General features: G+C 36.9%; 22 protein-coding genes. 10 read left to right on the top strand and 12 right to left on the bottom strand.

Going from position 1 to position 25,724, the window contains the following annotated elements:
• Positions 1-469: 469 nt before the first annotated feature.
• The gene (locus MR062_RS13990) at positions 470-1,948 is read right to left on the bottom strand and encodes a carboxypeptidase-like regulatory domain-containing protein (RefSeq protein ID WP_242205348.1); all 1,479 of its coding nucleotides are present in this window, start codon (positions 1,946-1,948) and stop codon (positions 470-472) included.
• A gap of 214 nt (positions 1,949-2,162) precedes the next feature.
• Positions 2,163-4,850, bottom strand: coding sequence for a TonB-dependent receptor (locus MR062_RS13985; RefSeq protein ID WP_242205346.1), 2,688 nt, complete (start codon positions 4,848-4,850; stop codon positions 2,163-2,165).
• Positions 4,851-5,041: 191 nt separating this feature from the next.
• Here MR062_RS13985 and ychF point away from each other — a divergent pair, with 191 nt between their 5' ends.
• The 3 genes from ychF (at position 5,042) to MR062_RS13970 (ending at position 7,729) form a co-directional block, all read left to right on the top strand.
• Positions 5,042-6,136 carry a redox-regulated ATPase YchF gene (gene ychF, locus MR062_RS13980; RefSeq protein ID WP_242205344.1) on the top strand — a complete coding sequence of 365 codons (1,095 nt, stop codon included), beginning with the start codon at positions 5,042-5,044 and terminating at the stop codon, positions 6,134-6,136.
• Between the two features lie 94 nt (positions 6,137-6,230).
• Positions 6,231-6,704, top strand: a complete 474-nt coding sequence (locus MR062_RS13975; protein ID WP_242205342.1) for an SRPBCC family protein — start codon at positions 6,231-6,233, stop codon at positions 6,702-6,704.
• A gap of 122 nt (positions 6,705-6,826) precedes the next feature.
• Positions 6,827-7,729 (top strand): DMT family transporter, encoded by a 903-nt coding sequence (locus MR062_RS13970; protein ID WP_242205340.1) that lies wholly within the window; start codon positions 6,827-6,829, stop codon positions 7,727-7,729.
• Positions 7,730-7,732: 3 nt separating this feature from the next.
• Here MR062_RS13970 and MR062_RS13965 read toward each other — a convergent pair whose 3' ends face one another.
• From MR062_RS13965 to rlmD, 3 genes are all read right to left on the bottom strand, one after another.
• Positions 7,733-8,470 (bottom strand): DUF6048 family protein, encoded by a 738-nt coding sequence (locus tag MR062_RS13965; protein WP_242205338.1) that lies wholly within the window; start codon positions 8,468-8,470, stop codon positions 7,733-7,735.
• On the bottom strand, positions 8,436-8,975 hold the full coding sequence (locus tag MR062_RS13960; protein ID WP_242205336.1) for a DUF6452 family protein: 540 nt from the start codon (positions 8,973-8,975) through the stop codon (positions 8,436-8,438). The genes MR062_RS13965 and MR062_RS13960 overlap by 35 nt, the downstream gene beginning before the upstream one ends.
• Before the next feature lie 130 nt (positions 8,976-9,105).
• Positions 9,106-10,530, bottom strand: coding sequence for a 23S rRNA (uracil(1939)-C(5))-methyltransferase RlmD (gene rlmD, locus MR062_RS13955; RefSeq protein WP_242205334.1), 1,425 nt, complete (start codon positions 10,528-10,530; stop codon positions 9,106-9,108).
• Positions 10,531-10,653: 123 nt separating this feature from the next.
• Here rlmD and MR062_RS13950 point away from each other — a divergent pair, with 123 nt between their 5' ends.
• The 3 genes from MR062_RS13950 (at position 10,654) to rocD (ending at position 12,983) form a co-directional block, all read left to right on the top strand.
• Entirely contained in the window at positions 10,654-11,214 is a 561-nt protein-coding gene (locus MR062_RS13950; protein WP_242205333.1) for an RNA polymerase sigma factor, read from the top strand.
• Entirely contained in the window at positions 11,201-11,590 is a 390-nt protein-coding gene (locus tag MR062_RS13945) for a DUF6768 family protein (protein ID WP_242205331.1), read from the top strand. The genes MR062_RS13950 and MR062_RS13945 overlap by 14 nt, the downstream gene beginning before the upstream one ends.
• 151 nt (positions 11,591-11,741) lie before the next feature.
• On the top strand, positions 11,742-12,983 hold the full coding sequence (gene rocD, locus MR062_RS13940; protein ID WP_242205329.1) for an ornithine--oxo-acid transaminase: 1,242 nt from the start codon (positions 11,742-11,744) through the stop codon (positions 12,981-12,983).
• A gap of 46 nt (positions 12,984-13,029) precedes the next feature.
• Here rocD and MR062_RS13935 read toward each other — a convergent pair whose 3' ends face one another.
• The gene (locus MR062_RS13935; RefSeq protein ID WP_242205328.1) at positions 13,030-13,356 is read right to left on the bottom strand and encodes a CCC motif membrane protein; all 327 of its coding nucleotides are present in this window, start codon (positions 13,354-13,356) and stop codon (positions 13,030-13,032) included.
• Between the two features lie 17 nt (positions 13,357-13,373).
• Entirely contained in the window at positions 13,374-13,655 is a 282-nt protein-coding gene (locus MR062_RS13930; RefSeq protein ID WP_242205326.1) for a DUF2752 domain-containing protein, read from the bottom strand.
• A 212-nt stretch (positions 13,656-13,867) separates the two neighbouring features.
• Here MR062_RS13930 and MR062_RS13925 point away from each other — a divergent pair, with 212 nt between their 5' ends.
• The 3 genes from MR062_RS13925 to MR062_RS13915 all read left to right on the top strand — a co-directional run bounded on the left by MR062_RS13925 (position 13,868) and on the right by MR062_RS13915 (position 17,539).
• Complete coding sequence (locus MR062_RS13925; RefSeq protein WP_242205320.1) at positions 13,868-16,552, top strand: polysaccharide lyase family 8 super-sandwich domain-containing protein; 2,685 nt, start codon at positions 13,868-13,870, stop codon at positions 16,550-16,552.
• A gap of 125 nt (positions 16,553-16,677) precedes the next feature.
• Positions 16,678-16,884 (top strand): hypothetical protein, encoded by a 207-nt coding sequence (locus MR062_RS13920; protein ID WP_242205317.1) that lies wholly within the window; start codon positions 16,678-16,680, stop codon positions 16,882-16,884.
• 88 nt (positions 16,885-16,972) lie between these two features.
• Positions 16,973-17,539, top strand: coding sequence for a Smr/MutS family protein (locus MR062_RS13915; RefSeq protein WP_242205315.1), 567 nt, complete (start codon positions 16,973-16,975; stop codon positions 17,537-17,539).
• Here the strand turns inward: MR062_RS13915 and MR062_RS13910 are convergent.
• Positions 17,533-18,432: a hypothetical protein gene (locus tag MR062_RS13910; protein WP_242205313.1), complete on the bottom strand. Its 900-nt coding sequence runs from the start codon at positions 18,430-18,432 to the stop codon at positions 17,533-17,535. The two genes, MR062_RS13915 and MR062_RS13910, sit on opposite strands and share 7 nt — an antisense overlap.
• A gap of 100 nt (positions 18,433-18,532) precedes the next feature.
• On the opposite strand from MR062_RS13910, the gene MR062_RS13905 reads away from it, so the two are divergent.
• Positions 18,533-19,687, top strand: coding sequence for a cysteine desulfurase family protein (locus tag MR062_RS13905; protein WP_242205311.1), 1,155 nt, complete (start codon positions 18,533-18,535; stop codon positions 19,685-19,687).
• Here MR062_RS13905 and MR062_RS13900 read toward each other — a convergent pair.
• From MR062_RS13900 to MR062_RS13885, 4 genes are all read right to left on the bottom strand, one after another.
• A complete protein-coding gene (locus MR062_RS13900) occupies positions 19,680-20,231 on the bottom strand; it encodes a class I SAM-dependent methyltransferase (RefSeq protein WP_242205309.1) in 552 nt (183 codons plus the stop codon). The two genes, MR062_RS13905 and MR062_RS13900, sit on opposite strands and share 8 nt — an antisense overlap.
• A 159-nt stretch (positions 20,232-20,390) precedes the next feature.
• Complete coding sequence (locus MR062_RS13895) at positions 20,391-22,016, bottom strand: sulfatase (protein ID WP_242205308.1); 1,626 nt, start codon at positions 22,014-22,016, stop codon at positions 20,391-20,393.
• 51 nt (positions 22,017-22,067) lie between these two features.
• Complete coding sequence (locus MR062_RS13890) at positions 22,068-23,255, bottom strand: aspartyl protease family protein (RefSeq protein ID WP_242205306.1); 1,188 nt, start codon at positions 23,253-23,255, stop codon at positions 22,068-22,070.
• 10 nt (positions 23,256-23,265) lie between these two features.
• On the bottom strand, positions 23,266-25,722 hold the full coding sequence (locus MR062_RS13885; protein ID WP_242205304.1) for a TonB-dependent receptor: 2,457 nt from the start codon (positions 25,720-25,722) through the stop codon (positions 23,266-23,268).
• Positions 25,723-25,724 lie beyond the last annotated feature (2 nt).

The raw sequence follows: 25,724 nt of genomic DNA, 5'->3' as shown, positions 1-25,724 counted from the left end.
CGGTCATTTTGAACGTAGAGAGAAACCAATAAGGTTCAGCGAACTAACTCGTATTAAGAAATTAAGCCAATGGTATGGTTAAGTTCAAATAATGTGATGTCCCAATCGTGCCTCATTTCGACATGACTAAGGCTTATGTTTGACGTTTACAGTCATTTTGAACAAAGTGAGAAACCAATAAGGTTCAGAGGAGCTAAATCGCATTAAGAAGTTAAGACAATATATCATTAATTTCAAATAATGTGATGTCTCAATCGTGCCTCATTTCGACATGACAGTAGCTTTTGGTTGATACTTGTAGTCATTTCGAACGTAGTGAGAAATCACATTAAGAAATTAAGACAATATATAATTAAATTCAAATAATGCGATGTCTCAATCGTGCCTCATTTCGACAGGACTTAAACAGATTGGTTGATAATATATCCTAAGGAAAAAGTTTGCTTCTTTGTTTTACATCCTCAGAGAGCTATAATGAATTCCCACTCCCAAACCGTTTCATTTCCTCGAGCGGCTCAATAATCTCCTCATTTTCCCAAGCCGATTTATCGAAAGCGCTTAATTGTATAAACGGTACTTCTTTTTCTTGTTGTATCTTGTTATAGCTTTCTAAATCGTTATTGGTCATGGCTGTTAATAGAAATTCTTCTTTGGTGCGGTTATCACCTTCAATTTTAAAGTTAAAACCTATTTTGTGTTTTTGTGGGCTGTTTTCAATCAATTTAAAATCACGGTTTACATAAAAATAGCTGCCTTTTATACGCTTGATGTACTTGGGCTGGTAAGTACTATCATTTTGTTTTTCATAGATATAAGTGCCTTCGCTTATATTTTCAACATACTTAACCCCCAGGAGCAGGCGTAAATTAAACTTGCTCCCATGTCGTGATTTGTAATAGTTGTAATTTACACGGGTAATGGCATAATCATCATCATTAATTACAAGGGTCCCAGTTAATTTAGATTTAGCCCTTCTGGGTTCAAATAGGATGATGTAATTAAGGTCGTTTTTATCGTAAATAATGTCTTCTAATGTGTAATCGTATAAATCTGGATCAATGAGTGTGTTTAAAAATGAATTATGGCTAAAGGTTGCCTTTTTTATCAAAGACCTGGTACTGTTTTTTAAATTGGCTACTGCATAAGTTTTTTCTTTATCGCTTTTAAGTTCTTCTTCTTTTATAGACATGGAATCTTCAACCTTAAAAAGACCTGTCTTTACTTTGTAGGTTTTGGTCGTATCCAGATATTTTAAGACCAATGTTTTGGCTTTTTCTTCGATGTTTTCAATAGAAAAATCTTTTTTATGGTCTAATAGTTTTGTTACTTTTTCAACCACCATTTTGCTACTATCTTGATTAAGGGTATGGAGCGCTCCTTTAACATCGGTAAAATGAACAATGTTACTATTCATAATGGTATTGGTCAATTGGGTAAATTCAGCATTGGCCAGATGTATATTTTTGGACGGAACATGTTTGGCCTTTTCAATTTCAAAGTCCAGATGCTTAAAATCGACATGATCGGTACTGCGGTAAAAAAGGTGATAAGTATTTAGATTGATATTATAGTTCTTGCTAATATTTCGTTTAACCATAGCTATAATGGAGTCGACATGCGGTCTTTTGTTACTTAAATACACCTCGTCTAACTGGTTTATGGCTTCTTCGAGCGGGATGGTATAATCAAGGGATTTTATCGTTTCAATAGTAATATCCTTAGGTTGGTATCCCATGCAGGAAATGGATACAGATACTAGGTCGTTTTCGGTATTAATTGAAAAATAACCTTCTTCATTGGAGATAACACCACTGTGCGGTCCTGTTTTTACAGTAGCATATGCAATAGGGTTACCGTTGGTATTATCGATAATTTTAGCTGTAATAGTTTGTGAAAATGCAGAAAAGGAAATGGTAAGTGCTAAGGCAAGCCATAAAATATTCTTCATAAGTAGTCGCTTTGAAAAAATGACGAATAAAGGCTTGTTTTGTTACATGGAGCTAGGTAACATAGAAAAAAAGAAAGAGCTAAAAATTGATTTTATGCTACATTGAACAAAGTCAAATGTTTTAAATTATTGAAAGTTAATATTAGGGTTTGACTGCGCTCAACCTTACTACATATAAAATATTTTTAGCTCCCTCTGGGTTTGTTAAAGAGTTTTAAAAGTTAAAATTCAATCGTCCAAAAATGTAAGTCCCATCAGATCCCATTTGAACGGAATCGGCCAACCCCCCTTGGTCTGTCCAGCCATCGAATTGTGGGGTTGGGTATTTATTGAATAAATTATTGGCTCCTATACTAAACTTGGCATTTTCACAAATTTGATACCCTAAGCTTAGGTCTACAACCATAGAGGCCTTATAAATATCGGTAGCGACATCGTAAAGCGCATCGGCTTCTGCTTGGGTTGTTGCCGGGGAGTCCACCCATTGGAAATCTTGTAGGGTAACTTTACTAAATTGGGTCAGCGCTACTGAAGCATCAAATTTTTTGCAGTTGTACCCCAGGTTTAGTCCGAATTTATAATCGGGTGCAGCGGCTTCTAAATAAGCTTGTGAGAAAGGCCCAAAGAACGTAAATTCATTTAAATTGCCATTGTTTATATTTTTAATTTTCAAGTCGTTAATGTTACCTATTAACCCTACTTTAATTTTGGAATCGTCACTCACACTGGTTTCGTAACCCAAAACAATATCAAGACCAGACGTTCTGGTATCCACGCCATTGGCAAAGAACTGAGCGGCATCGACATTTAAAGGACCAAGTACAGCTTGATCGGTAAAGTTATCGGTTAAGATAATCCTGTCATCAACTGTTATGGAATAGGCATCAACTGTTGCTGTGAAATCTCCACTTTTAAAAGTAAACCCTATGCTGGCATTAAATGCTTTTTCTTCATTTAGCTGTCCAATGCCAAAGGCTTTGGTTACCGTACTGTTATTGGCCGATAACAATGAAGGAACAGATTCGCCTGCCACAATGTTATTAAAGATAAGGTTGTAGTAAAGCTGTGCCAAGGAGGGGGCTCTGAACCCTGTTGAGATAGAGCCTCTTATTGAAAGGTCTTCACTTAACTTTAGTCTAGTGGCCAGTTTTCCATTAAAGGTATTGCCAAAGTCGCTGTAGTTTTCAAACCTAACGGCGGCACCAACCATAAAAGTTTCACTAGCATTAAATTCGGTGTCGAAATAAATACCATAATTGGTTCGGCTTCTATCCACTTCATTGGCAGGGCTATAACCGGGGAATCCTTGTGAGCCTCCAGGTAAGTCATCACCATTGGAATCTGTGGCAACGGTTTGAACTGCAGGATTGGTAATTATAACTCCGTTATTGTCGTAAAGTCCATAGGATTGTGCTTCACCAGAAAAAATGCCAAAATTCTCCGTTCTATATTCAAACCCAAAAGCTAAGCTCAGTCCAGAAGCGACATCTTCCAAGTATTTGTTAAAATCCAATCCTGTTGTATTTTGGGATAGAAAGTGGCCACCAGCATCAAAATCGGTTGGCGAGGCGTCCTTCATGGAGGCATTGTTACTGCCTTTAATAAAGTAGTGGAAGCTATTTTTTCCAAAGGTATTATTGAAATCCACGTTCCAACCATTGTCCATTTTATGTCTAACACCAACAGATACAGAAACATCGGTAATGTTAGATGTTATCCTAGGTGTAAAACCATTGGGGTATAAGCTTGGGACAGAGCGGTTATCCCCATCCTGAAAGCTATCCCTTGAAAAGGCATAAGCATCAGTATCTCTATAATTTCTACCACCAAAGGCATAAACTTCGGTATTGTCGTTTATTGGTAATGACGAATTGATCATAAAGTTAAAACCATCTACGCCAGCACTACCATAACCCTTTCTCCATGAGAATCCGGGACGTAATGTACGTTCCTTGGATAGAAATTCGGTTGTAAAGTTTATGAAACCTCCCAGATTATTAAGGAGTACTCCATAATTAGCATCAATTTTAACGGTAGCACCATCAAAGTTTTTATCATTGCCATCCAATCGGTTTTTGCCTTCTACGTTATATAGAGTTTCTCCCGTGGCATCTTCCCAACCATCACCAATGGCTGTGCTATATGCCCCATAGGTTATTCCTCCAGAAAACCCATCGGTATAGTCTTTTAAAACAATATTGATAACACCGGCTATGGCATCGGAACCATATTGGGCAGAAGCACCATCCCGTAGAACTTCAATACGCTTTATAGCAAAAGCAGGTATGGCATTAAGGTCGGTTCCTGAGTTACCTCGACCTCGCGTTCCAAAAATATTGACTAATGATGACTGATGACGACGTTTACCATTAATTAGCACTAGGGTTTGGTCTGGGCCTAAACCGCGTAAGGATGCCGGTACGATATGATCGGCACCATCCGATCCAGATTGTCTTGTGGCATTAAAGGAGGGTGCAGCATACTGAAGGATGTCGTTAACTTCTACTTTCCCGGTAGTTGATGCTATACCCGAAACATCTATAACATCAACAGGAACAGGTGTGTCTGTTGCTGTTCTGCGAGGGCTACGCGAACCTACCAGTATAACCTCTTCCAAGCTAACCCCTTCTTCCATAGTTATACTCATGGTCGATTGGTTGTTTACTGCCATTCTTACGGTATTATAACCTACATAACTAAAAATTAAGGTTGCGTTTTCATTAACAGTGATGGTAAAATTTCCATCAAAATCTGTGGTTGTTCCTTTTGAAGTACCTTCTTCTGTAATGTTAACACCAGGTAGCGGTGTTCCATTTGTATCGTTTACAGTTCCGGTAACACTGTGTTGAGCCCATACTAGCGATGTAGCTAACATGAACAAATAAAAATAAATGTGTTTCATAAGTTGTTTTGTTTGAGTTAGTTACATTAAATATAAGTTAATTTTTTGTTTAAAACCACTAAGTATGAGCGGTTTCTTAGTAAAAATTAAGGTTATATGAAGCGATTAATGAATTTCCAACTGAAAAAATAAAAGGAAAACCCTGAATATAATATATATTTGCACTCGCAAAAATCAATATATTAAAACACATGAAAGCAGGAATTGTAGGATTGCCAAATGTTGGGAAATCAACTTTATTCAATTGTTTGTCTAATGCCAAGGCACAAAGTGCAAACTTTCCATTTTGTACCATAGAGCCTAACATTGGGGTTGTAAATGTGCCAGATCCGCGATTGGAAACATTGGAATCTTTAGTGAAACCTGAACGTGTACTTCCAGCAACTGTTGAAATTGTAGATATAGCAGGTTTGGTAAAAGGAGCCAGTAAAGGGGAAGGTTTGGGTAATCAGTTTTTAGGTAATATTCGAGAAACTGATGCTATATTACATGTGTTACGCTGCTTTGATAACGATAATATTGTTCATGTGGATGGTAGTGTAGACCCTATTCGAGACAAGGAAACCATAGATATGGAACTTCAGCTTAAAGATTTAGAGACAGTTGAAAAGAAGCTGGATAAAGTTAAGCGAGCTGCGAAAACAGGGAATAAAGAGGCGCAAAAAGAGGAAGCTACCCTTTTACAGTTAAAGTCTGGTTTAGAGTCTGGAACTTCTGTACGGGCCTTAGACTTTGATGAAGATGATTATAACGATTTTGTAAAACCTTTACAGTTTATTACCGATAAGCCCGTAATGTACATTTGTAATGTAGATGAAGGGGCTGCAGTTTCTGGCAATGCCTATGTAGAGCAAGTAAAGGAAGCGGTTAAAGATGAAAACGCAGAGGTTTTGGTCTTGGCTGTTGGTACGGAAGCCGATATTAACGAGTTGGACGATTACGAGGAACGCCAAATGTTTTTGCAAGACATAGGGCTAGATGAACCTGGATCGGCTAAATTAATTCGTGGAGCATACAGATTGTTAAATCAACAAACCTACTTTACGGCAGGTGTTAAGGAAGTACGTGCATGGACTGTTAACATTGGAGCTACAGCACCTCAAGCAGCTGGTGTGATTCATACTGATTTTGAAAAAGGCTTCATTAGAGCCGAAGTTATTGGTTATGAGGATTATGTAAATTATGGTAGTGAGGCAAAAGTAAAAGAAGCTGGAAAAATGCGTGTGGAAGGTAAAAATTACATAGTTAAGGATGGCGATGTGATGCATTTCTTGTTTAATGTTTAGGTACATAGCAAAACATATGTAGAGTTATTTTGTAAGTTTTTTTTGTAGTTATAAGAATTTTAATACTTTTGTATCTTTCGAAATACTAAGTATTATGCCCTCAATAAAAATCGAAACAGAAATTAATGCTGATGCTAGAATGTGTTTTGATCTAGCTAGAGATATTGATTTTCATCAGGAAACCTTAAAGTTCTCAAAAGAAAAGGCTATAGCTGGAAGGATTTCGGGTTTAATTGGTCCAGGTGAATGGGTAAGTTGGGAAGCTAATCATTTAGGTTTTGTTCAACATTTAACTTCTAAAATCACCGAGTTTGATGCTCCTAATTATTTTGTAGTAGAAATGGTCCTTGGAGCTTTTGAGTCATTTCGATTAGTGTATCATTTTACATCTTCAAAGCATACCGAAAGTAAAACAATAATGACCAATATCTTTCATTTTAAGTCGCCATATAAGCTTTTGGGAAGGTTTGCAGATGAGGTTTTTTTAAAGCGTTATATGAGAAACCTCATAAAAAGACGTGGGCAATCTATTAAAGATCGGGCAGAAGAACTTTATAGAGTATTATAGTAAAGAAGACAAGCTTTAATAATCATTTACCACTTGAAGCTTTCCATTTTTTTATTTCTTGAACATCGTAGACACTTCAATTTTTAATAAGGTATCAGATAAGTCTATTCTAATTTAGCTACATGAGAGATACTAATAGATTTATTTATGGTATAGTACTAGGTGTTATTGGGATTGTTCTGTTTTCATCTAAGGCGGTTATGGTAAAATTAGCTTATGCATATAAGGTTGATGCCATTAGTGTTTTATTGTTAAGAATGGTTTTTTCATTTCCATTTTATGTTACTATAGCCTATTTATATAGAAAAAAGAACAGCGATGTTGTTACTACAAAAGCAGATTATTACTGGATAGTTGTATTTGGATTGGTAGGCTATTATTTGGCCAGTTATTTTGATTTTGTAGGCCTAACCTATATTAAGGCCAGCCTAGAACGCATCATTTTGTTTATATACCCTACCATTGTACTGTTGTTAAATAGAGTGTTTTTAAAGTATACTATAAGTAAAATTCAATTGGGAGCGATTATTTTAACTTACTTGGGTATTGTAATAACCATTGGAGAAGAGGTTAATGTGTCTGGGAGCAATACGTATTTAGGAGGTGTCTTTATTTTGCTTAGCGCTATAACCTATGCTTCTTATTTAGTGGGAAGTGGTTGGTTAATTCCAAAGTTTGGGGTTGTAAAGTTTACAAGTTATGCCATGTTGGTGTCCTGTCTTTGTGTATTTGTACATTATGGTATTACAGCACAAGAAAGTATACTAAGCCTACCGTGGCAAGTCTATTTGCTAGGGTTTTGTATAGCTGTTTTTGCCACCGTTATTCCATCATATTTAGTATCTGCTTCAATAAAGCTAATCAATTCATCTAATCTTGCAATAATAGCAGGTATAGGCCCCATATCGACTATAGTTTTAGCCGCTATTTTTCTAGGTGAAAAGTTAACTTTGATACAACTAATGGGAACCTTGGTGGTTATCGTGGGGATTTTGTTGGTGTCATTAAAGAGCCCCAAAAGGTAGTGGTTACCTGTGCTTATCCTTTTTGTAAAGCGGGATGCGATAGGAAAGGGTGTAGCCATATCCTACACCAATACCAGAACTGTCGTAAGTTTTATTAAACCCAGGAATATAAAGATTTTCAAAACCACTGGGCTCTGTTTCGCTAACCAATCCCTTTAATTGAAGGTTAAGCCCTAGATAAAGGTTGTTGAATAGTTCGGCTTTAATACCTATAATCAATTCTATCCATACGGCAGTTAGGCTATTGAATTTTTCACTGTCGGTATTTGTATATTGAGGTGCCCAATATTGGTCTGTGCTATACACTTGAAAACTGTTTCTGGTATGGCTAAAGGAACTGGCACCAACGCGAAACCCAGAAAAGATCATATTGTCCATATCTAACCAATTTTGATACAAGTTATAATCAATACCACCTTTAAGGTAACTGCCTTTAGTGGTAATGTTTAGATGGTCGGTAATGGTGTTCTTTTCTTCAATCCCCAATTCACCAGCGATGTATAATTTATTTTTTAGGCGATAATCTGCAATCACTTCAAAACCGCTATAATCATCATCTAAAAAGGAACGAATAAGTTTGCCAATGTCACCACCAACACGCAAACCATATTTTAATTTGTAGGTTATAGAGTCTGTAGGGGTTGTTGGGATACTATCGTTTTGTGCACTAACAGACACACAAAGCAATAGTGCTATAACTAAGCTACTAATGGTATAGGTTAAAGTGTGTTGTTGTCTCATCTTCTACAGATTGGTTTTCGGTTACAGATTCTTTTAGTTTAATCCAGTTATCGTTATCGCTTACAATGGAAAGTGTTACATTTTTAAAAATGGTTTTATAACCACAAGCTCTTGATACATAGACTTCTTCGGTGGTGTAATTAATGGAGATGATATCTTGGTTGCCTTCAGTAAAATCATCATCTGTGTTGTCTGGTGTACCATTGTCGTTAACAGCATAATCAATGTGGAGCATGTATTCCGTTTTATTGGTATCGGTACGTAAAGGGAGGATAATATTATTGGTGGCTTTAATGACGTTGTAGTCAGGTAAGACTTCATCATTATCAACCCCTTGAACCCTAAAATCTATAACGTTCTTTTTTTCTTCTTGATTGGAGAAATCGTATAGATCAATAATTAACCGTGGTGTAGTGGAAGTGGTTTCAGGGCAAATATCATCACGTTCGCAACTAAAATGACTGGTTAGTAATACCACTAAAATAAGTAGGCTTATTTTTTTCATCTGTTTGAAATTTTTAGTTCACTGAAAATGAAGAAACTAAAAATTTCTGTGCATTCAGCAATTCGTATAAAAAATTTAATCATAATGTTTGATATGTAATGATGAAATTTGTTTATCCTCATTTCATAAATTAATTTTCAGTTTGTCTGCGTTCCAAAAGTACAACATTTTCAACATGAAACGTTTGTGGAAACATATCTACTGCTTGTGTTTTGGTAACTTTATATATTGCATCCATTAAGGCCAGGTCCCTTGCTTGTGTTGCGCTATTACAGCTCACATAAACCACTTTACTTGGAGCAATATTCAATATTTGTTGAACAACATCTTTATGCATGCCGTCTCGAGGGGGATCGGTAATTATAACATCAGGAAGCCCATGCGATGCAATAAATTGTTCGTTAAAAACTTGTTTCATATCGCCAACAAAAAAATCAACGTTATTTATGTCATTTAATTGTGCATTTTCCTTTGCAGCGACAATAGCATCTGGTACAGATTCTACGCCAATTACTTTTTTAGCTTGCTTGGCAACAAACTGGGCAATGGTACCTGTTCCCGTATACAAATCGTAAACGAGCTCATTTCCTGTAAGTCCGGCAAAATTGCGGGTTATTTTATAGAGTTCGTAAGCTTGTTCGGAGTTGGTTTGGTAAAACGATTTGGCATTGATCTTAAAGCGCAAGCCTTCCATTTCTTCAAAAATATGATCGTTGCCTTTGTAGCAAATCACCTCTTGGTCATATATGGTATCATTAGCTTTTTCATTGATAACATATAGCAATGAAGTGATTTCTGGAAATTGTTCAGCAATGAAATCAAGTAGCAGTTCACGTTTGGGAACATCCTCCTTAAAAAATTGTATAAGCACCATAAGGTCGTCCGTAGTACTTGTACGAATCATCATGGTACGTAAAAAGCCCGTTTGGTTTCGGGTGTTAAAAAAGGCCAATCCATTTTCGGTGGCAAATTGCTTAACCGCATTCCTTATTGCATTGGAAGGATTGGCTTGTAAGTGACATTGGTTAATATCCAAAATTTTATCCCACATCCCCGGAATATGAAAGCCTAGGGCATTTTTATTGCCTAAATCTTCATTAGACTGAATTTCTTCTTGTGTTAACCAACGGCTATCACTAAAGGAAAATTCCATTTTATTTCTGTAGAAGTACTGTTTTTGAGATCCTAAAATTGGAGTTATTTCGGGTAAACCTACATGGCCTATTCGGGTTAGGTTATTAGTAACCTCATTTTGTTTGTAGTGCAATTGGTGTTCGTAACCCATATGTTGCCATTTGCATCCGCCACAGGTGCCAAAATGTTCACATACAGGCTCTACACGCTTGGTTGAGAGTTTATGGAACGTTGTCGCTTTACCTTCGTAATAAGCTTTACGCTTTTTAAAGGTTTGTACATCAACAACATCACCTGGTACGGCATTGGGTAAAAATATAACTTTACCATCTGGAGCTTTGGCAATGCTCTTGCCTTTCGCCCCGGCATCCAATACTTCTATTTGTTCAAAAAATTGTTTTCTGGCTTTTTTTCTAGACATGCTGCAAAAATAGTAATCGCTTGAGATAAATCTATTAACTTTAGGTGATTTTGAATTTTTTATCGAAAATAATTGAACCTTATTTCAATTCTAACGTCTTTATAGTACAAGAGCACTTGATACATGAACAAAAAGGAACGCATAATCGATGGTAAATTGGTTGTGGAATTTCAAAGAGGCAATAACCAGGCACTGGTTGCCCTAGTGAAGCGTTGGCATAAAACTTTTTGCGATAAGGCGTATTGGATTGTTAAGGATCTCGATACTGCCAAAGATATCGCTCAAGATTGCTGGCAGATTATTATAGAACATATAGACAAACTGAAAGACCCTAATAGTTTTGGAGCTTGGGCCATGCGTATAGTTTATACAAAGTCTATTGATGTCCTTAAGGCAGTTAATAAAGCAAATACAATTCAGAACCAACTAAAACAAGAACAAGATACGTTTGAAGAATATGAAGTATCTAACGTTATTAACATACAGCAAGATCTTTTAAAGCTGATTAATAAATTGCCGGAGCAACAACAATTGGTTGTTCGATTATTTTATGTTCAGGAGTATTCACTAAAGGAAATTGGTGATATGTTGGGAATATCGGTTGGGACTGCCAAATCCAGGTTATTTCACGCTAGGGAAAAATTAAAAATAATATTAAAACAAAAGAATTATGAAAACGACTAATATGGAAGACATTGATAAGTTAATCAAAGAGACCTTAACGCAAGAAGAAGCTAAGTTTTATGAAGGACTGGAAGAACAAAATGTGATTCAGATGCTAGGGGGGCTGTTCCAAGGTAAAAATAAATGGATTATGTACCTCATGAATGTAATGACCTTAGTATTCTTTGTGCTATTCGTGTATTGTCTGGTGCAGTTCTTTAATACTGAAGCTGTAAATGAATTAATAAAATGGGGCATAGGCAGTATAGCTTTTTTATTAGGGGTAAGTATGCTTAAGGTATTTGCCTGGATGCAAATGGATAAAAACGCTTTAATGCGTGAAATTAAGCGTTTGGAATTGCAGATTTTATCCTTATCAAGTAGAATAACAGAATAATAAACATTATATGATTTTATAAAGCAGCCTATATTTATTAACTTGCACCCATCTAAGGATGATTTCTCTCCCACGCTGAATTTTCGATACTTCTCGAAAGGATAAAGGTATAGTAGGAATGGTTATTTTTTAATTTATAAAATGATTTAAAATGGCTGTTTTAGAAAAATTAACGTCACAGCAAGCAATTGATTTAGAAAACAAGTATGGTGCCCATAATTACCACCCGTTACCCGTAGTGCTTACTAGAGGAGAAGGTGTGTTTGTTTGGGATGTGGAAGGCAAAAAGTATTATGACTTTTTATCGGCTTATTCAGCGGTTAACCAGGGGCATTGCCATCCTAAAATCATCGATGCCCTAAAATATCAAGCCGAGCGTTTGACGCTTACGTCCCGGGCATTTTATAATGACCAATTGGGTAAGTATGAAAAGTATGTTACCCAATACTTTGGTTTTGACAAGGTATTACCTATGAATACAGGAGCCGAGGCTGTTGAAACCGCTATCAAGTTGGCCAGAAAATGGGGTTACGAAAAAAAAGGAATTCCTGCCAATCAAGCTAAAATAGTTGTCTGCCAAAATAATTTTCATGGTAGGACAGTTACTATAATTTCTGCATCCAACGATCCTGTAGCAACTGAAAATTTTGGGCCGTTTACACCTGGTATGTTGTCTATACCCTATAATGATTTAAGTGCGTTGGAAGCTGCATTAAAAGACCAAAATGTTGCCGCTTTTTTAGTTGAGCCAATACAAGGTGAGGCTGGTGTTTATGTGCCAGATGAAGATTATATAAAATCTGCCTATGCCTTGTGTAAGCAACACAATGTATTGTTTGTTGCCGATGAGGTACAAACGGGTATTGCACGAACAGGGAAGTTGTTAGCAGTGAACTATTCGGGGATTAAGCCAGATGTTCTTATTTTAGGAAAGGCCATTTCTGGAGGTGTATTGCCAGTATCGGCTGTATTGGCCGATGATGAGGTGATGGAGGTAATCCGCCCTGGTAATCACGGTTCTACCTTTGGAGGCAATCCATTGGCCTGTGCTGTTGCTATGGCTGCTCTTGAAGTTGTGGAAGAGGAAGGTTTAGCCGAAAATGCCGAACGTCTCGGTAATATGTTTAGAGCGCATATGCAAAAACTTGTTGAAACGACCGATTTGGTAAAACTGGTAAGGGGGAAAGGACTCTTAAATGCTATTGTTATTAATGATTCTGAAGACAGTTCTACCGCATGGGATATTTGTTTGAAGCTTAGGGATAATGGCTTACTGGCTAAGCCAACGCACGGGAATATCATTCGTTTTGCACCACCACTGGTAATGACTGAAGAGCAACTAATGGACTGTATCGCGATTATAAGTAAAACACTAAAAGCCTTTGAAAAATAGAGCAAACAAAAAAGCACCCATTGGGTGCTTTTTTGTTGCATTTAAATTATTGATTCTGTATTTGCTCCATCATTTCTTGGGATTGTCTCATGATTTCATCCCATCCAACAGTAGATATTCTATAAATGGTCATAATAAAATATAGAATGTTGATTATTAAAATAACCATTGCTACAATTTTTGCCGTGTTCATTGCTTTTACACTGGCAGGATCGAAAGCATCGGGATTGTTTTCTGCATTTTTTAATTTACTATAAGCGATAAAGAATGCAATCCCAGATAAAATAAAACCTAAGCCACCAAAGCAGCAACATAAAAGGCCTAAAATAGCTAAAACATATACAAGAGTAGGATTGAGTTTTTGTTGTTCCATAGTTCTATATTAATAGGTTAAATAAGTTTTAAAACAAAATTTGTAACAATAATTACAACATTAAGTACAGCCAAAATAGTAATAATTTTATTACCTAACCTGAATTTTTTAAATGCATTAAGAATTATTACTATTAAGAGAAGTATTAAAGTGTAAATGGCTGGATACATATAAAAAGCATCAGTAAACTCGCCTTGAACCACTAAAGAAGCCGATCGTTGTAACCCGCAACCCATACACTCAAAACCAAAAAGCTTTTTGTTTAAACAAGGGAGCATATAATCGTCTAAACCGGACATAAATTTAAGTTTGTAGGGCTAATATATTAAATTTACCCCTTATTTAAATAGCGTATTTAATTTACTTGATCATCTATTGGTAGCTATACTTTTTTGATAAACTTGATGCTAGGGTATTTTGCACCCTTTAAAAGAACAGGAACTACCCTTAGTGTTGGTAGAATTTGTAAGATTTTTGATGATTATTGAAACTAATAATTAACCTACTAAAAATGAAATTTATTCACAAATTAATTATAACAGTAATAATTACCTCTGTTTTTTCGGCATTCCCACAGTGTTCGGTTACTGTAACACCAGACTTGTCCCTTACTACTTCAAATGCATCTATTGAAACAGAAATAGAAACAATGTTTAATCGGTTTGCGACCGCGTATTTGGGTACAGGAGTGCCATCTCTTACAAGTGCCAATTCAACTTATGATGGGCTTAAAATAGGCCAGGGGGGAGAGAAATCTATTAGTACTTGGGGAAGTCAAAGTTGGGGTTTTTTAAAAACCTATGTCCAGTATTTAAGAAATGCTACTTCTGGAACTGCCACTTATATAGATGTTGAAACTAAGGTGAACAATGTCATTGAATGGGCCTCGGACCAATTCTGTGCTGGTACATTGGCAGTTGATGGTACAGGATATGCCTATGATGACTTTGGAAGGGCGGCTTCCTTGTGCATTCCTAATTTAACACAAGCGGTAAAGGATAAATTTGCCTATACCTTATATGTGCAAACAGATAATTTTGGTCCCCTATTTGTTGCGAATTATGATGAGGCCTATCAAACCAATAACGGAACCATCGTTACCGATGTCATATATACCATTGGAGATGGCCTGTTGGCCTATTGTTTAACCTATCCCAATACAGCCGATGAGCGTTACCGTTATATGCGTAGTTTTAAACGCTATATGGAGCGTTTTTTTTCTTATACCACTGGGGCTAGGGATGGTTTAAAACCCGATGGTTCGGGGTTTCACCACGCTGCGGCTTATAATAATTATATGTATGCCTATAAAACAGCTGCTAGCATTTTGTCTTATATGGATGATACCGAGTTTCAGGTGTCTTCCGATAGTTACAAGGTGTTTCGTGATGCCGTTTATGCGCAGTACATTCAGGCCAACGATTATGGGCATCAGGCGCTGTCTACAGCAGGGAGAAACCCAGAAGCAAGATCACGGCAATTTGGTTTATACAATTTAAGGGCATTGGCTATATCAGGAGGTAAAATCTTGGGCTTATCGACGGCCGACCCCATTTTAGCAGGTATGTATAACAGGATTCATGGCGTATATTCAAGTTTTAATTATAGTACCATAGCTCCTTTTGAATCTGGTTTTTTTCAATTTAATCATACATCGGCTGGTGCATTCAGGAAAGAGACAGGAAACGGTAACGACTGGGTAGCCTTTAATAAAGGATTTGTTGTTAGCACGTGGGGCAGTGAAATTTATAAAGACGAAAATAGGTATGGGCGCTACCAAAGTTATGGAGCCTTGGAGATTTTGTACCCTGGGGATAAATCTACCGGTAATGGTTATAATGTAGAGTCGTGGGATTGGAACTATAATCCGGGCACTACCGTTATCCATTTGCCATGGGATAAGTTACATGCAGAGGCAGCCAGACTGGACGAACGCCAGCAAAAGCGTTTTGCAGGTGCTTTAGCCCTAGATAAAAAAAACAATGGGGTATTGGATAATAACCATGGAATCTATGGTATGTTTGCCATGGATTTTCAAGAACAGGAGGGGTTAGCCTGGAGTACTCCGGTATATTCTTCAACCTCTAACCATAATAATACTTTTGTGTTTAAAAAGTCTACCTTCTTTTTAGATGATTTCATCGTAAGCCTGGGATCTGGGATAGGCAATGATGATAGTTCAAACCCCACCATTACCACTTTATACCAGCGGATGGATAATAATGGAGATGTTTATTTAAATGGAAGTGTTAACAATGGAACAATAAATATATCGGGGGCAAATAACTGGCTAATGAGTAATTATGCCACAGGATTTTATATTGTGTCGAATGCAACGATTAAGGGCATGCGTGTATTGAACCAAACCCCAAATGAAAACCAAACCGACCCCAGTGTGCTAACGGGAAGTGATTATTACTATATCAGTTATTTGGACCATGGAAAGCAGCCATCGAATGCAGGATACGAGTATATCGTGAAACCCAATACCACAACCAGTGAAATGACCACTTTGCATACCACTATAAGTGGAGGAAACAAGCCTTATACAGTACACCAAAAAGATGCCAATGCCCATATCTTGGAGTATCACGCACAGTCTATTTGGGGCTATGCCTTTTTCAACACAGTTTCAAACTTAAGTTACGATTATGTAAAAGGGGTGAATGCGTCGTGTTTGGTTATGACTAAATATGATAGCAGTGGACAACAGCTAAGATTGTCTGTAGTTAATCCAGATGTAGGTATTACAGGTTATAAATCTTATGCGGCCGTAAATGCTACCACAAGGCAGGTAACTTTGCAAGGTAAATGGAGTCTGGGTCAGGCTTATAATAATGTACAGGATGTAACTCCACAATCATCTGAAGATACCGTTATTGAATTCACATTGAAGGATGGGCTGTCTAGTGAGGTTTTGCTTAATCCGGCTGCACTTGGAGTAGAGGATTATAATGAGCAAAATGTGATTAAGGTTTACCCAAATCCGGCTAAAAACAGTATTAACATTAGAGGTTTGGAATCTAATCGGCTATACAGTGTTTCTATTGTTTCTTTACTGGGGCAGTATGTTGGTCATGTTCAAGTTATAAATAATCAAATTAATATATCTAATATTCAAAACGGGATTTACTTCTTAAGACTGCAATTAGATGGAGGCAAAACGGTTACCAAAAAAATATTGGTAGAAAAGTAAGCTTATAATAAAAGGCGTAACTATTATTGAGTGCAACATGTTTATTATAAAATGTGTTGCACTCAATTGTTTTGGTATATAAAGCAAACCATTTTGTATTTTTGTGGCTCTATTGTAGGATTGTTATGAATAAAAATAAAAACTATATTTTAATTGTTTTAGGGGTGATTGTAGCTTTTTATGGGGAAGTATCTGAAGCTCAGAGTCCATACATATTGATAGGAGGGATAATTATGTTGATGGTTGGTGTATACCGCATATCAAAAACGATTCCGAGTAAGCGGGATAAAGAGGTTGAGCAAGATAAGAGCGGGGAGATTGAAAAAGATTAAAGGGATTGATAAAGCTTGAAGAGGGGAATTAGCATAGCGTTACAAGAACTTTTAAAGTTGAAAGTTTGATAAAGTTCAATTAAAGATCATGGCTTTGAAGATAGGTGATTATGTTTTGGTTTTAGATGAAGACCTTTCAGGTACGGTTCAAAAGATTTTTGGAGATACCGTTTCTATTGAAACCGATGAGGGTTTCATGTTGGATTTTCCCAGAGCAGCTTTAATTAAGCATCATGCGGATAATTCGCTTAAGCAAGGTATTTTCTCATACGATAATTTAAATGCTGTAGTTTCTGAAAAAGAAAGTCCCAAAAGGAAAAAAACCGGAAGAACCAAAGCAAAGGAACGCTATGAGCCCACAATGGAAGTCGACCTGCACATTAACCAATTGATGAAGTCGCCCAAAGGGATGTCTAATCACGACATCTTAACATTACAATTGGACACAGCAAGGCGTCAACTAGAATTTGCAATTAAAAAGGGTATACAAAAAATCGTATTTATACATGGTGTTGGTGAAGGTGTCCTAAAGCTGGAACTGGAATATTTGTTTGGACGCTATGGCAATATAAAATTCTACGATGCCAATTACCAAAAATATGGCTTAGGGGCAACAGAAGTTTATATTTACCAAAATGCTAAACCGACTTACTGAAAAGGAGGCGTTACCTTTCTGGATTTTGATGTAGCGCTGTCTTCCAAGGAGCCAAAGTTGAAATCTTGGGTAATGATTTCCAAATTAACATTTTCAATAATAAGAGTAATATTATAAGTTTGGTAGATGGTATGCTCGCGATAGGCTTTGGCAGGAACAGCTTCAATGACATCTTTATTCAAATAATCTGCACCAACATCGGGGTCTCTAACATCGTCTCTAGGGTCTTCATTTTGGTCAACACTTTCTTCATCACGGGTTAACACACCGTCACCATCATCGTCATCATCTAGGTAATCAGGTTTGCCGTCACCATCGGTGTCCTGTGCATTGGCAAGGCCGTCTGCCTCCGTAAAATTAGGGTTTTCGCTTTTGGTTGGTACATTATCCCCGTCATCATCGTCATCTAAATAGTTCCAGATACCATCACCATCAGTATCATCATTATCCAAATTGCCATCACCGTTTATATCTTCAAATTCAGCAGGGATGCCATCGTTGTCGTCTTCAACAAGCAAAGTGGTAAAGGTGGCCTTGTTGTTAGTACTTTCGTAGTCTTCTTTGATATCGATTTCAGAAGGCGGGATATCACTACAAAATAAATTAGAAGGTAAGGAGGTATTGCTATAGGTTCTATAGTTAAAGGTATTAGAATTTGAAGGAGTAGTGAGTGTTTCACCTGCATTTAAATTAAAAAGGCTTTCAAAATCTACATCGGTAACCCTTAGGGATAAGGATTCGGAAGGATCGTTCTTTGTTTTGTAGAATACCAAATCACCACAACTTTTAAATGTATCGGCAAAATCAAATTCAACTGTAATAATATCACCGTCGTCGCAAGACGATTGAAAAAATATGCCAATAGCAATAAAAACAAAAATGACCTTTCTCATGGTTTGGGTTTTAGGCAAAAATAATAGAATTGTAATTTATAACGTACCATATTGAAAATAATTTTATTTCAAGTATTTTTGGGGTCTAAAACTCTATTCAATGACTTCGCCAAAGCCTGTTTATTTTGATAATGCTGCCACAACCCCTATACGGGATGAGGTTGTGGAACGTATGGTTGTTGCCATGAAAGACAGCTATGGCAACCCTTCGTCGTCGCATGGTTTTGGACGTTCCTCTAAATCGGTTATCGAATCTTGCAGAAAATCCATTGCTAAACAGTTCAATGTTTCAGCTGGTGAAATTGTATTTACCTCTGGTGGGACCGAAGCTGATAATTTGGTGCTTAGGAGTGCTGTTAGGGATTTGAAGGTGAAACACATTATTACTGCAAAAATAGAGCATCATGCGATATTGCACAGTGTAGATCAGTTACAAGCGGAATACGGTTTAGAGGTAAGTTTTGTAAACTTAGATAAACAAGGCCAAATAGATTATAGCCATTTAGAAACATTGCTGGGCAAGCCTTTAAAAACTTTGGTGAGCTTAATGCATATTAATAACGAGATTGGCAATATTTTGGATTTAAGTCGTGTGGCCCATTTGTGTAAGGCCAATAATGCCTTGTTCCATAGCGATACGGTGCAATCTGTGGGGCATTATCGGTTACCGTTAGATGAAATCCCTATTGATTTTTTAGCGGCTAGTGCACATAAGTTTCACGGACCTAAAGGTGTTGGTTTTGTTTTTGTTAGAAAAAACTCTGGTTTGAAGCCTTTAATTTTTGGTGGTGAACAAGAGCGGGGCTTAAGGGCAGGAACCGAAAGCACACATAATATTGTGGGGTTAGAGGCAGCGTTAAGCTTGTCTTACGAAAATTTGGCACAAGAAAGTGATTACGTTAAAGAATTGAAGCGTTATTTCATATCAAAAATAACTACTGAAATTCCTGAAGCAACCTTTAATGGTAATTCTGGTGATATGGACAAAAGCATCTATACCTTGGTAAATGTTTGTCTGCCCATATCCAGTAATAAAGCAGCTATGTTTTTGTTTCAGTTGGATTTGAAAGGTATTGCTTGTTCCAAGGGAAGTGCCTGCCAAAGTGGGAGTAACCAAAATTCCCATGTACTGGCCGAAATATTAAGTGAAGAAGACTTACAGAAACCTTCCATTCGCTTTTCCTTTAGTATTTATAATACAAAAGAAGAGATTGATTATGTGATAGGTGCTTTAAAGGAATTGATTGTTAATTAGGTCTTGCGGTTCCCCAAAAATTATAGCTAATAGGTTTCCATCCAGGGATGTACATGGTTTTTAAATCATTAATTTTGAAACCGTTATTGGTTATGATTTTAGGAATGTCCTTTTGCAGGTTACAACCTCCGCCAAGTCTTTTCCAAATGGGGGTAATGAGCTGCTGTACTCTTTCTACGGATTTATCGGGAGCTTTCCCGTGTTCGCAAAATATAAGCATGCCATTAGGTTTTAGGACCCGTTTAATTTCGTGCAAGGCTTTTTTAACATCATCTATAGAGCATAGGGTATAGGTGATTACTGCAGAATCGAATGTGTTATTGTCTTCCGGAATATTTTCAGAAGAAGCTTTGATGAATTGAAAGTCAAAACCAAGGTCGTCTATAGCTATGTTGTTTTCCTGCCACAGTGCTTCATAAGGATCCAAAGCGGTTAATTGCTTTACATTTTGGTTATTGTAAAATGGTAAATTTAATCCAGAACCAATACCGATTTCCAAAACACGTCCGGTGGCCAATGGAACCACTTTCTCGCGTTGTTTCATATTTGGCTTTTGTCTACAGGCAAAGTCAATTAATTTAGGAAGTATATGTTTATGATATAATCCCATGTCAATGGATTAATGTAGGCCAGTTATGGAATATAAAGATATTGAATAACGGGTAGAATAAAAACTTTAATCTCTTATCAAGTAGAGGGAAAGCTAATCTATAGTCACTTTACTTTGCCACCAATCTGCATTAGGCTCAAAATCTTTTGATAGTACTTTTAAACGATCTTGTTCTAGTTTAGGTAAAAATGTATTTTTTAAGTAGTCTTTACGCTTTTGTGCCAATGCGTCATCATACTCTAAGTCTTTTGAAGGTTTATTGGCTTTTACAGAGTCCAACCAAGCATTAAGTTTGCTATATAGTTCTTTAGATAAATCGACATTAGAACCAGCAACATTGTTTTGTTCTTCAGGGTCTGTTTGTAGGTTGTACAATTCATTTCTGCCATCTTCCCAATAGTGGATGAGTTTCCAATTCCCTTCTCTTATAATTGAAGAAGGTTCACCGCCTTGGTTACCGTAGTGAGGGTAATGCCAAAAGAGTGACCTTTCGGCTATAGGTTTACCTTCTAAAAGCGGTTTTAAACTTACGCCATCCATATGTTGTTCAGGCAATAAATTAACGTTGGCCAAATCTAAAATAGTGGGATAAAAATCTGTGCCTATAACCGGATAATCTGTTGAAGTACCATTAGATTTAAGCCATGGCACTTTTATAAAGAAAGGCTCGCGGATACCACCTTCCCATTGGTAGCCTTTTCCGCCACGTAAGGGTAAATTTGAAGTGGAATAACTGTCTCCCGAAGCAACACCTCCGTTATCTGAAGTAAATACAATAATGGTGTTGTCATCTAATCCCAATGTTTTAAGGGTGTTGAGCACATGGCCTACGGCATCGTCCATGCTTTCAACCAATCCGCCATAAATGGGATTGTCCTGTACTTGCCTTATAGGGAGGACCCGTTCCATTTTATAACCTTTGTCTTTAATGCCTTGAGCTTCAGCTTTATTTCTATATTTTTCCCATTTAGATTGTGTTGTTTGAATAGGGCCATGAACGGCATAAAAAGATAGAAAGGCAAAGAACGAAGTGTCTTTATGCTTTGTGATAAAGTCGGCAGTCTCTTTAGCAAGGCGCATGGAAAGGTTTTCTCCCTTTACTTTATTTTCCAGTTTAGGGTTTTTCCAAGGTGAAAAATACCCGCCATTGGGGCTCCCAACTTTCCAGCCTCCTTTATTAATATCGAAACCATGGTCTTCTGGATAAGATCCTTCTTCGCCCAAGTGCCATTTTCCAGCAAAAAAGGTTTTGTAGCCAGCAGCCTTCATGGCTTCGGCAATGGTAATATCGTTTTTTTGCAAGATATGTTCGTAATTTGCAGGTAGTAATTTATCATGTCTATTAAGTTTACGCCATGCTTCACCTTGTGGGGCTCCAATCCAATCGGTGATACCGTGTCTAGCCGTAAATTTTCCGGTCATGATACTAGCTCTAGACGGACTGCAAACACGACTGGCTGCATAGCCTTGGTTAAAGACCATGCCTTCATTGGCAATTTTATCAATATTTGGGGTTTCATAATAAGCGCTACCCGTACAGCTCAAATCTTTATAGCCTAAATCGTCAACTAAAATAAAAAGAACGTTGGGGTGTTTGTTTGTTACATTTTCTTTGGACTCTTTTTGTTGGCAGGATGTAACGGTTATTATAATTGAGAGAAATAAAAAGGAGGAAATAGTTTTTATAATTTGGGTTGTAAAGCGTAAAGTAGCAAGCATTATAATTAATAGTTTTGGTATGATTTAATGGTGGTAAAATACAATAAATTATTAATTCTTTTTTAGGTCGAAAGAAGTAGTGTTTCCATTGTTGTTCTTGATAACGATTTGAATAGTATCATTCATTAAAAAAGGCGAGGGCTTGGTGATGAGGTCGCAAAGATCTAATGTTGAAAGGTCGAGGTCGTTTATCTTTAAAATTTCATCACCACTGTTTAATTTGCTTTTTAAAGTTTCATCCCAAATAACCCCAACAATTAATTTATTGTTCTTAATAGTAGGCGTAAAGCCAAAATCGTTTTCGGTGGCATCACTAGTAGTGTTAAAAGCGTTAAAATAAAAACGTTTGTGTTTAAAGTCTATGGTCATGCCACCATATTTTAAAATATCTGAACCGATTCTGGAATTGTCATCACCAGAAGTGATGGTCGATACATTTTTAAAAAGGTGCCCACCTATTTCCATTTCGGGTAGTTTTACTTGGTATTGGGTTTGTGCTTCCGGTGTGCCAAACAAGCCAATACTGGATGCGCCTGAGCCACTTGCATAATAACTTAATACATTTTGTTGCTCTAATACTTTGTAATTTGTTTTACACATATCGTAAAGTCCACTGGCGCCAGTATCGATGAGTACATGTTCATTGGCATTTTTGTTTCCTTTTATTTTAACAGTAATGTAGGGACTGCTTTGATTACTTCTTAACATTAATTCAATGCCTTTGCTTTTGTTAAGTTGAAGTTTATTGCGATTGTTTGTTATAATGAAGAGGTTTCTTTTAGGTTGAATTTGAACAATCGATTTCCGCAACAGGTTACTACCTATAATACCATCAATCTCGAAACAATCGAACACTAAATTATCCGCTTCATCAAAAACCAAAGCACTGGTATTTTTAAAGGAAACCTCGCCAATAGTTAAAAGGGGGATCGTTGTAAGTTTCATGCGCTGTCTATTTTGGTTGGCATCCCTAACCGAAATGGACTTATATTTATTGTTACCTATTTCCTTTAATAAAGTTGAAGATATTAAGTTGGGAGCTCCCGTATCAAAAAGAAAACGATAAGAAGTATTGTTGATTGTTACAGGTATTATAAGCTTTCCTCTAACATTTTTATATGGAATCTCTGTGTAATAATGTTTGGTGGTTGGTTTGCCCGTCTTAAATGTATTGTTTTGGGCACCGCTAAAATTGACTAATACAAAACAAAAAATGATATTTAAGACATATTTAGTCACGCTATGATTTTTAAAATTTCATGGTGGTTCTTAGGTTGAATACACGAGGGGTTAAGTAATTGGGAACAGCAAATTGACGTTTACTATATACATCCCTAACCCAAGTATTGGTAATGGAGTTTTGTACATCGAAAATATTGAATATTTCAACGCCAAAAGACAGTTCTTTAAATGGTTTTTTCCAGCCGCTACTAAATTGCTTTTTCTCATCAACTAAAACAAACTGAAACCCAATATCGGCACGTTTATAATCGGGCAATCGGGTTTGGTAAACATAGGGATCTGCATAACTGGGTGATCCCCCTGGCAAACCTGTATTATAAACCAAGTTTAAGTACATTTTCATGCTTGGAATATTGGGGACATAGTCTTGAAACAAAGCAGCGAATTTTAAACGTTGGTCTGTAGGTCTGGAAATATACCCGCGATTATCGATGTTCTCTTCAGTCTTTAAATATCCAAAGCTAAACCACGACTCTGTTCCGGGTACAAACTCACCATTTAAACGCATATCCAATCCGTAGGCATAAGCTTTGGCATTGTTCTTGGCCCGATAACGGATACGTACATTTTCCAGAGTATAGGGATTAACATCGCTTAAGTTTTTATAATAAGCCTCAGAGGTTAATTTAAACGGGCGATCCCACATTTTAAAACTGTAATCGTTACCTAACACCATATGAAATGATTTTTGAGCCTTGACTTGAGGTTGAATGGTAGCTGATGAATCGCGAAGCTCCCTATAAAAAGGTGGTTGATAGTATAACCCTGCAGCAAGTCTAAACAACATATCCTTTTGCCAATACGGTTTAATAGCAAACTGGGCACGTGGACTAAAAACGGTTTGGTTTGATGATTCGATACCTTTACCGTTTACAGACCAGTTATGAACCCTTACCCCAGCATTGTACCAAACATCGCTTGCACCTATTGTAGAGCGTTTGCTCCATTGAACATAAGCTTGTAGTCGATCTATTTTAACGCTATTGGTTGCTCTAACATTTTGAAAAGGCTCTAAAGGACCACTGTAAGGGATATAAGGTTGTTCATTGCCCGGTATAAATGGCGGTCGAATAGAAAAACCAGCTGAATCGATAACTTCCCATTCTACCAATCGGTCTCTTATATCTTCGTTATTGTATTTAATGGACCATTCTATGCGATTGTCGTTTATACTTAAATCACCTTTGTGTTCTACGGTAGTAATAAGTGCATCCAAATCGTTTCGCCCATGATTAAGTTGACTGCCTATACCTTCACTAAATTCAACTTCGCCTAAATCTTCATCTCCAATATTGGTATTGACTTCACCAAGGTTATATTGTGCCAAAATATCGAAATATTCCTCCTCGGTAGTATGGTAAGTAGAAGTGATGAGCTTTAAATTAAGATTGTCATTAACAAAAAAGGAACCTTTTAAGGCGCCAAATAATGTTTGGTAACGGTCTTTTTCCTGGCCTTCATAAAATACAATAAGAGCAATGGGATCTGCCAAAGTTCCAAAATTGGTTTGTCTCGCCTGTGGAGCATAATTGTATTTGTTGAGCGAAGCATTGCCCAAGAAGCTCAAATGAAATCTATCGGTAAATTTATAAGTTAGGAAAGTTTGGGCATCGGCAAAAGCGGCTTTGTAATTTGTTTCAGTTTCCTTGGCATTAACCAGTAAACCGTTGTCTCTGTAGCGAAGTCCAACAATACTTGTAAATTTAGAATCTTTACTAATGTTTTCAACGGACACACCACCTCCTAAAAGGCTAAGGTCTGCATTAACCTCAAATTGATATGGTGTCTTATAAGTGATATCCAATACCGAGGATAGCTTGTCACCATACTTAGCTTGAAACCCACCTGATGAAAAATCGACATTGTGTACCAAATCGGTATTAACAAAGCTTAAGCCTTCCTGCTGTCCCGAACGGATTAAAAAAGGGCGATATACTTCAATATCGTTTACATAAACCAAGTTTTCATCAAAATTACCACCACGTACCGAATATTGTGTGCTCAGTTCATTATTGTTGCTTACACCAGGCAAGGTAAGTAACAGGTTTTCCACACCTGCATTGGCTCCTGGGATCTTTCTAATGGTCTCTGGCGCCAAAACCGTAATTCCTTCTACATCTTTTCGCTTATTACCAGAAATAACTACCGTGGCTATTTGTTCTACAGAAGCATTTAAGACAGGGTTGAACTCGTATTCTTCTCCATTTTTTAAATTAAAAGTTGTTACTACTCTTTTGTATGAAAGGTGTGTGAAAGCAATAGTAATATCTTGATTCGCTGGAATTTTTAAGCTGTAAAAACCATTGTCGTTAGTTTCGGTGCCTACGGCACCAGCTTTAATGTTTACACTAGTAACAGGATTGTTGTTATTATCCAGAATAACTCCTTTAACAGTTGCGGTTTGAGCAAACCCAATAACGGTTAGTAAAACAAAAATAGTGGTTAGTATATGTTTTGTGTTCAAAG

It is taken from the genome of Aestuariivivens insulae, from assembly GCF_022662195.1.
Lineage (GTDB): Bacteria > Bacteroidota > Bacteroidia > Flavobacteriales > Flavobacteriaceae > Aestuariivivens > Aestuariivivens insulae.
Note: the sequence above shows the minus strand (reverse complement) of the source record. Positions and strands in the feature narration are given on the sequence as shown.